Consider the following 6958-nt stretch of genomic DNA (forward strand, 5'->3'; position numbering starts at 1 on the left):
GCTCTATCGGCTGACCGAGCCGGCCCTGCGCCCCATCCGCCGCTTCATGCCCGATCTTGGCGGCATCGACATTTCGCCGATCATCCTGCTGCTGATCCTTTTCTTCATCCGCCAGTTCCTGGTCACCACGGTTTGGTCCTGGGTCGTGGCCGGCGGCTGATGAGCACGCCGTTTCGGCTGCGCGACAACGGCATCGACCTCTTCGTGCGGCTGACGCCGAAAGCGGCGCTTGACCGGATCGACGGCATCGAGACCGCCGCCGACGGGCGCAGTCACCTCAAAGCCCGCGTGCGCGCCGTGCCGGAAAACGGCGCCGCCAATCAAGCGCTGGAGCGGATGATGGCCAAGGCGCTGGGTGTGCGGGTGTCGGCCGTTTCCGTAGTCGCCGGCGGTACATCGCGGCTAAAGACGCTGCGGGTTGTGGCGGATGCGGCTGAGTTGGTGGAGCGACTTGAGACGCTCAGCAAATAACGCTGGCGACGCCCCCTCATCCGGCCGTTACGCGGCCACCTTCTCCCCGGCGGGGAGAAGAGCTTGGCGCCGGCGCCGACCTGCTCCTCTCCCCTTGGGGAGAGGTCGCATTGCCCCGAATTGCTCTTCGCAATTCGGTCGGCAATCCGGGTGAGGGTGAGTCTTCAAAACCACTCAATCCCCCAGCGGCAGCTTCGGATCGTCCACCTTCAGCGTGTTCACGCTCTGCTTGATGCGCCGCAGATTCTCCAGCACTTTCGGTCCGCGCGATTCCGCCACCGTGGTGGCGATCATGTCGACGATCGCCAGGAGCGCGTAGCGCGACGAGGTCGGCTTGTAGATGTTGCCGTCCTCGACCGACTGCAAAAGGATCACCGTGCCGGCGACCTTGGCCAGGGCCGAGTCCGGCGCGGTGATGGCGACGGTGGCAGCGCCATATTGCTGTGCCACCTCGACCGCCTCGATCACCGAGCGCGCATAGCCCGAGACGGAGAAGGCGAGCAGCGTCGTCTCCGGGGTCGCGACGGCGGCATACATGCGCTGCAGCTGGCCGTCGGTCTGGGCGAGCGCCGAGAGGCCCAACCGGAACAGCCGGTTCTGCATCTCCGTCGCCATCATCGAGGAAATGCCGCCGGAGCCGATGCAGAGCACGTTGCCGGAACTTGCAATCCGGGCGGCAACATCCATCAGCGTCGTCATATCGAGGTTTTCGCTGGCGCGCTGGATGGCGGCAATCGCCGCCTCGGTGATGGCCGAGGCGATGCGCTGCTCGCGCGCGTCGCGGCTGAGCGGCTCCGGCGACAGATACTGGCCGCCGATGGCGATGGCCTGCGCTAGGTAGAACTTGAAATCGCGAAGCCCCTCGCAGCCGAGATTGCGGCAGAAGCGGGTAACGGTCGGCTCGCTGACGGCGACGCGCGCGGCGATCTCCGAGATGGCCGCCTTCGACGCGAAATCAAGGTCGGAAAGCACCAACCCCGCCAGCCGTCGGTCCGATTTGGTGCCGTCCTGCGACATCAGTTGCAGGCGGGTGATGATGTCGGCCGGGCTCTTCATCATCTTCTCACAGCGGCAGGCCGGTTGCCTTGTCAAAAAGGTGGATGTTGCGCGGGTCGACACGCACCGGCAGCCGGTCGCCCGGCTTCACCTGCAGCCGGTCGCGGAACACAGCGCGTACCGTGTCGTCGCCGACCGAACCGTAGACATGCGTTTCCGAACCGGTCGGCTCGACGACATCGACCTTGATGGCGATAGCATCATCGCCGGCGCCGACCATGAAATGCTCTGGGCGGATACCGGCTTCAACCGTGTCGCCGCCGGAAGCCGCGTTGCCCGAGAGCGCCAGGCGGCCGCCGCCGCTGGTCTCGAACCAAGACTGAGCTCCGGCCGTCTTCAGCGCGCCAGAGACAAAGCTCATCGACGGCGAGCCGATGAAGCCGGCGACGAATTTGTTGGCAGGCCGGTCGTAAAGCTCCAGCGGCTGGCCGACCTGCTGGATGCGGCCGCGGTCCATCACCACGATGCGGTCGGCCATGGTCATGGCCTCAATCTGGTCGTGGGTGACGTAGACGATCGTCGATTTCAGCCGCTGGTGCAGCGCCTTGATCTCGGTGCGCATCTGCACGCGCAGTTGCGCGTCGAGATTGGAGAGCGGCTCGTCGAACAGGAACACCGAAGGCTCGCGCACGATGGCGCGGCCCATGGCGACACGCTGGCGCTGGCCACCCGAAAGCTGCCGCGGATAGCGGTCGAGATAGGAGAAGAGGTTGAGCACGCTGGAAGCCTTCTTCACCTTGTCGTCGATCGCGGCGCGGTTCTCGCCGCGGATTTTTGGGCCAAAGCCGATATTTTCCGAGGCCTTCAGATGCGGAAACAGCGCGTAGGACTGGAACACCATGGCGATATTGCGCTTCTGCGGCGGCAGGTCGTTGGCGCGCGTGCCGCCAATGACGAGATCGCCGGCGGTGATCGTTTCCAGCCCCGCCAGCATACGCAAAAGCGTGGACTTGCCGCAGCCGGACGGCCCGACCAGCACGACGAACTCGCCGGTTTTGATGTCGAGGTTGATGTCTTCGAGGATCTTGTGCTGGCCAAAGGACTTCGACAGGTTGCGGAACTGGACGTCGGTCATGGTCACGCTCCCAATATGTCGTCGATGAAAGGCAGGTAGCCGGCTGTCAGGCCGGCATCAACAGGCACCACGGCGCCTGTTATGCCGGAAGCGCGCTCGGAGGCAAGGAAGGCGACAGCTTCGGCCACTTCCCGTGCATTGACGATGCGGCCCAGCGGATAGAGCCGCTTCAGCCGCCCGAGGATCTCCGGATCCTTGGCCAGGCGATGGTCCCAGGCGGCGGTGCGGATCGATCCCGGGCACACGACATTGGCGCGCAACCCGCTGCGGCCGAGCTCGACGGCGACCGATTTGGCATAGGCGTTGATGCCGGCCTTGGCCGCCGCATAGGCCGGATTGCCGAAATGCGCGATAGCGTTGACCGAAGAGATGAAGACGACGCTGCCCGAACCGCGCCCAGCCATCGCCTTGATCAGCGGATCGGCGAAACTCATCACGCCGGTCAAATTGAGGTCGAGCTCCTGCTCGATCTTGTCAGCCGTCAGCGCCGCCAGTGTCTCGGCGCGCGTCCAGCCGGCATTGTTGATTAGGATGTCGGGAACGCCGTCTTGGTCGAGCAGCGCCGGGATCGCGGCTTCGATCGACGCCCGGTCGAGCAAGTTGAAGACGTGGCGGGAAGCGATATGCGGGCTGACCAATGCCTCCGCCGACTGGTCGCAGCCGACGATGCGCGCGCCGCGTTCGGCCATGAGCTCGACGATCGCCGAGCCGAGGCCGCCGCCGGCTCCGGTGACGACGACGGTCTTGCCTTCGAACTCGGCTGTCGAACCCACGCTGCGCCCTCCTCCACCCCTCATTTTGAGCCAATAAGCTAAACAAGCAAATGTAATTAAGCAACATGATAATCCGCTTGCGCAGCGCCAAATCATGGATAATGTAGGAAAGTAACATAAATCCTGTGCTCACAAGAGGCAGGCGCCAACGTGCATCAATGGGAGAATTCAGATGAGCCTTGCAAAATGGACTGTCGGCCTGCTGGCCGGAATGAGCATGCTAGCCCTGGCAGCACCAGCCGATGCGGGCGAGGTGCGCGTCACCGTCGCCGAATACAGCGCCAAGACCGGCCCCTATTTCGAAGCGGTGAAGAAGGAATTCGAGGCGGCCAATCCCGGCATCACCATCAAGTATGAAGTGGTGCCGTGGGATGTGCTGCTGCAGAAGCTCACCACCGACATCACCGCCGGCACCAACGCGGATCTCTCGATCATCGGCACCCGCTGGCTGATCGACTTCGTCCAGCAGGATGTCGCCGAGCCGCTCGACAGCTACATCAAGCCCGAGTTCAAGGACCGCTTTATCGACACATTCCTGCAGCCCTCCATCATGAATGGCCACACCTATGGCCTGCCGATCGCAGCTTCCGCGCGCGCCATGTATTACAACAAGGAGCTGTTTGAGAAGGCCGGCATCGCCAAGCCGCCGGCGACCTGGACCGAGCTGCAGGAGGACGCGCGCAAGATCAAGGCGGTCGGCGCCTTCGGCTTCGGCTTGCAAGGCAAGGAGATCGAGACCGACGTCTATTACTACTATGCGATGTGGTCGCAGGGCACCGAGATTCTCAACAAGGACGGCACGTCCGGCCTGAGCACGCCCGGCGCGCTCGAAGCGGCCAAGCTCTACAAGTCGATGATCGACGAGGGCCTGACGGAACCGGGGGTCACCTCCAACAACCGCGAGGACGTGCAGAACCTGTTCAAACAGGGCAAGGTCGGCATGATGATCACCGCGCCCTTCCTGTCCAACCAGATCAAGGAAGAAGCGCCGAACCTGAAATACGGCGTCGCCGCCATCCCCGCCGGCCCGACCGGCGCGCGCGGCACCTACGGCGTCACCGATTCCATCATCATGTTCAAGAACTCCAAGAACAAGGACGAGGCCTGGAAGCTGCTCGACTTCCTGTTCACAAAGGAGCAGCGCGCCAAGTTCACGCAGGGCGAAGGCTTCCTGCCGGTGAACAAGGAAGAGGCCAAGATGGACTATTACGTCAACAACGCCGACCTCGCCGCCTTCACCGCACTCTTGCCCGACGCCCGCTTCGCCCCGGTCATCCCGGGCTGGGAAGAGATCGCCCAGATCACGTCCGACGCCATGCAGAAAATCTATCTCGGCGGCGACCCCGAGGCCGGCCTGAAGGATGCAGCGGCCAAGGCCAACGCCGTGCTCAAGAAATAAGGGCGTATCTCCCTGCGCCCGTGGCGCGCCCTACCCCCGCGGGGCGCGCCACATCTTTTGGATGGTGTTCGGCCGAATAGCCGGGCGGACAGGTAATCATTCCAGACAAAGGGACAAACCTTCGACCTCGGCGCTGCCCCTCATTGCCCTGCCGGGCATTTCTCCCCGTATAGTGACGGGGAGAAAGGGGCTGGCCGCAACGCTGGCGCTTTTCCTGCTACGTTGGTGATTGGCGAAATCGCCGGCGACAGCGTCCCTCTCCCCGTCACTATACGGGGAGAGGATGCCGGCAGGCAGGTGAGGGGCAGCGCTAACGCCGAGAAAAGTGTTCGAGACCGAGCCTGGGACAGGCGAGCATTGCACAGGCTGGCAAACCAGCACCACCAACAACGCAACGCAGTACAAGCCAGCCGATGCAAAATCGTTTCCTGCCCTATCTGCTGACGCTGCCCAGCCTGCTCTTGGCGGCGGTGGTGATCTTCTGGCCGGTCTGGGATCTGATCCAGATTTCGACGCACGACGTCAACCGCTTTGGCCAGCTTCGCGAATTCAGCGGCCTGGCCAATTTCTCGGCGCTTGCCGCCGACCCGGATTTCGTCGCGGCGCTCTGGCGCACTGGGCTGTGGACGGCGCTGGTCGTGGGCGGCGCGCTGCTTTTGTCGATCCCCGTGGCGATGATCCTCAACATGGATTTCTATGGCCGCGGCCTCGCCCGCGTCATCATCATGCTGCCCTGGGCGGTGTCGCTGACCATGACCGCGGTGGTCTGGCGCTGGGCGCTCAACGGCGAAAGCGGCATGCTGAATTCGGCGTTGATGAAGCTCGGCCTGATCAGCCAGAACATCCAGTGGCTGGCGAGCGCCGAGACCGCTTTCCCGATGCAGGTGCTGATCGGCATATTGGTGACCGTGCCCTTCACCACCACGATTTTCCTCGGCGGCCTGTCGTCGATCCCCGACGATCTCTATGAGGCGGCCGCGCTCGAGGGCGCGACACTGTTCCAGCAGTTCCGCGAGATCACCTTTCCGCTGCTCAAACCCTTCATCAACATCGCGATCGTGCTCAACACCATCTATGTCTTCAACTCCTTCCCGATCATTTGGGTGATGACGCAGGGCGGGCCGGCCAACTCGACCGACATATTGGTGACGCATCTCTATAAGCTCGCCTTCCGCATCGGCAAACTGGGCGAGGCCTCCGCCGTGTCGCTGGTGATGTTCGCGATCCTGCTCGTCTTCACCATGATCTATGTGCGGCTTGCCATGCGGGAGCAGCGCGCATGACGCCGAAGTTGAAACGCACCGTCATCGCCTGGCTGCTGCTGGCTCCGTTGATCGTGGTGACGATCTTCCCCTTCGCGGTGATGTTCCTCACCGCCGTCAAGCCGCGCACCGAGGTGCTGACGCCGACCTGGTGGCCGAGCGAGTTCCGCTGGTCGAATTTCGCGGACATGTGGGTGGCGACCGGCTTCGGCCAGGCGCTTCTGAATTCGCTTTATGTCTCGGCGCTGGCGACCCTCGGCGCGATCATGATCTCGGTCCCAGCCGCCTATGCCATGTCGCGCTTTCGTTTTGCCGGCTATGGGGCCTTCCGCCAGTTCCTTTTGATCTCGCAGATGATCTCGCCGATCGTGCTGGTGCTCGGCCTGTTCAGGCTGATGGCGGCCTGGGGCCTGGTCGAGTCGACCACCGCGCTCGGCTTCATCTACATGGCCTTCAACGTCGCCTTCACGGTGTGGATGCTGCAGAGCTATTTCGACACCATCCCGCGCGATCTCGAGGAGGCGGCCTGGATGGAAGGCGCCGGCCGCTGGCTGACGCTGCGCAAGGTCTTCCTGCCGCTCTGCCTGCCGGCGATCGCGGTGACGGCGATCTTCACCTTCATCAACGCCTGGAACGAGTTCGTGGTCGCGCTCACCATGCTCCGCAGCCAGGAAAGCTACACGCTGCCGATCCAGGTTTTCTCGCTCGTCGCCGGCCGCTATACGATCGAATGGCACCATGTCATGGCCGCCACGCTTTTGGCGACGCTGCCGGTGGCGATCCTTTTCATCTGGCTGCAGCGCTACCTCGTCCGGGGCCTTGCGCTCGGGGCCGTCAAATAGCAATCCCGGCAATTCCAGGAATACGCAGCGGTTTTCGTCTGGAATCGCAAAAACAAGAAGTCTAGGGAGCGTTCATGCGC

At 63.3% G+C, this 6958-nt stretch carries 8 protein-coding genes; 5 read left to right on the forward strand and 3 right to left on the reverse strand.

Annotated elements, in window-relative coordinates; translation table 11 throughout:
• The coding region (locus tag EOA24_RS22535; protein ID WP_133374574.1) for a YggT family protein at positions 1–160 on the forward strand (160 nt) is incomplete at its 5' end.
• Positions 160–471 carry a DUF167 family protein gene (locus EOA24_RS22540; protein ID WP_126080527.1) on the forward strand — a complete coding sequence of 104 codons (312 nt, stop codon included), beginning with the start codon at positions 160–162 and terminating at the stop codon, positions 469–471. The genes EOA24_RS22535 and EOA24_RS22540, both read left to right, overlap by 1 nt.
• Positions 472–645: 174 nt before the next feature.
• Here EOA24_RS22540 and EOA24_RS22545 read toward each other — a convergent pair whose 3' ends face one another.
• From EOA24_RS22545 to EOA24_RS22555, 3 genes are read right to left on the reverse strand one after another with little or no spacing between them, the layout of a single operon-like run.
• Positions 646–1527 (reverse strand): MurR/RpiR family transcriptional regulator, encoded by an 882-nt coding sequence (locus EOA24_RS22545; RefSeq protein ID WP_042645590.1) that lies wholly within the window; start codon positions 1525–1527, stop codon positions 646–648.
• Between the two features lie 7 nt (positions 1528–1534).
• Positions 1535–2602, reverse strand: a complete 1068-nt coding sequence (gene ugpC / locus EOA24_RS22550; protein ID WP_126080526.1) for a sn-glycerol-3-phosphate ABC transporter ATP-binding protein UgpC — start codon at positions 2600–2602, stop codon at positions 1535–1537.
• A gap of 2 nt (positions 2603–2604) precedes the next feature.
• Positions 2605–3375 carry an SDR family oxidoreductase gene (locus tag EOA24_RS22555; protein ID WP_189343314.1) on the reverse strand — a complete coding sequence of 257 codons (771 nt, stop codon included), beginning with the start codon at positions 3373–3375 and terminating at the stop codon, positions 2605–2607.
• Positions 3376–3547: 172 nt separating this feature from the next.
• Between EOA24_RS22555 and EOA24_RS22560 the strand changes: the two genes are divergently transcribed.
• From EOA24_RS22560 to EOA24_RS22575, 3 genes are all read left to right on the forward strand, one after another.
• The gene (locus EOA24_RS22560) at positions 3548–4774 is read left to right on the forward strand and encodes a sugar ABC transporter substrate-binding protein (protein ID WP_126080524.1); all 1227 of its coding nucleotides are present in this window, start codon (positions 3548–3550) and stop codon (positions 4772–4774) included.
• Positions 4775–5187: 413 nt separating this feature from the next.
• Positions 5188–6057 carry a sugar ABC transporter permease gene (locus EOA24_RS22570; protein WP_126080523.1) on the forward strand — a complete coding sequence of 290 codons (870 nt, stop codon included), beginning with the start codon at positions 5188–5190 and terminating at the stop codon, positions 6055–6057.
• On the forward strand, positions 6054–6878 hold the full coding sequence (locus EOA24_RS22575) for a carbohydrate ABC transporter permease (RefSeq protein ID WP_126080522.1): 825 nt from the start codon (positions 6054–6056) through the stop codon (positions 6876–6878). Before EOA24_RS22570 ends, EOA24_RS22575 begins: the two co-directional genes overlap by 4 nt.
• Positions 6879–6958: the final 80 nt, after the last annotated feature.

The organism is Mesorhizobium sp. M2A.F.Ca.ET.039.01.1.1, from assembly GCF_003998035.1.
Lineage (GTDB): Bacteria > Pseudomonadota > Alphaproteobacteria > Rhizobiales > Rhizobiaceae > Mesorhizobium.

Bases quoted from the DNA above. Each gene is read 5' to 3' on its own strand.
- EOA24_RS22540 (WP_126080527.1), top strand. From the start codon at position 160: ATGAGCACGCCGTTTCGGCTGCGCGACAACGGCATCGACCTCTTCGTG.
- EOA24_RS22545 (WP_042645590.1), bottom strand. From the start codon at position 1,527: ATGAAGAGCCCGGCCGACATCATCACCCGCCTGCAACTGATGTCGCAG.
- ugpC (WP_126080526.1), bottom strand. From the start codon at position 2,602: ATGACCGACGTCCAGTTCCGCAACCTGTCGAAGTCCTTTGGCCAGCAC.
- EOA24_RS22560 (WP_126080524.1), top strand. From the start codon at position 3,548: ATGAGCCTTGCAAAATGGACTGTCGGCCTGCTGGCCGGAATGAGCATG.
- EOA24_RS22570 (WP_126080523.1), top strand. From the start codon at position 5,188: ATGCAAAATCGTTTCCTGCCCTATCTGCTGACGCTGCCCAGCCTGCTC.
- EOA24_RS22575 (WP_126080522.1), top strand. From the start codon at position 6,054: ATGACGCCGAAGTTGAAACGCACCGTCATCGCCTGGCTGCTGCTGGCT.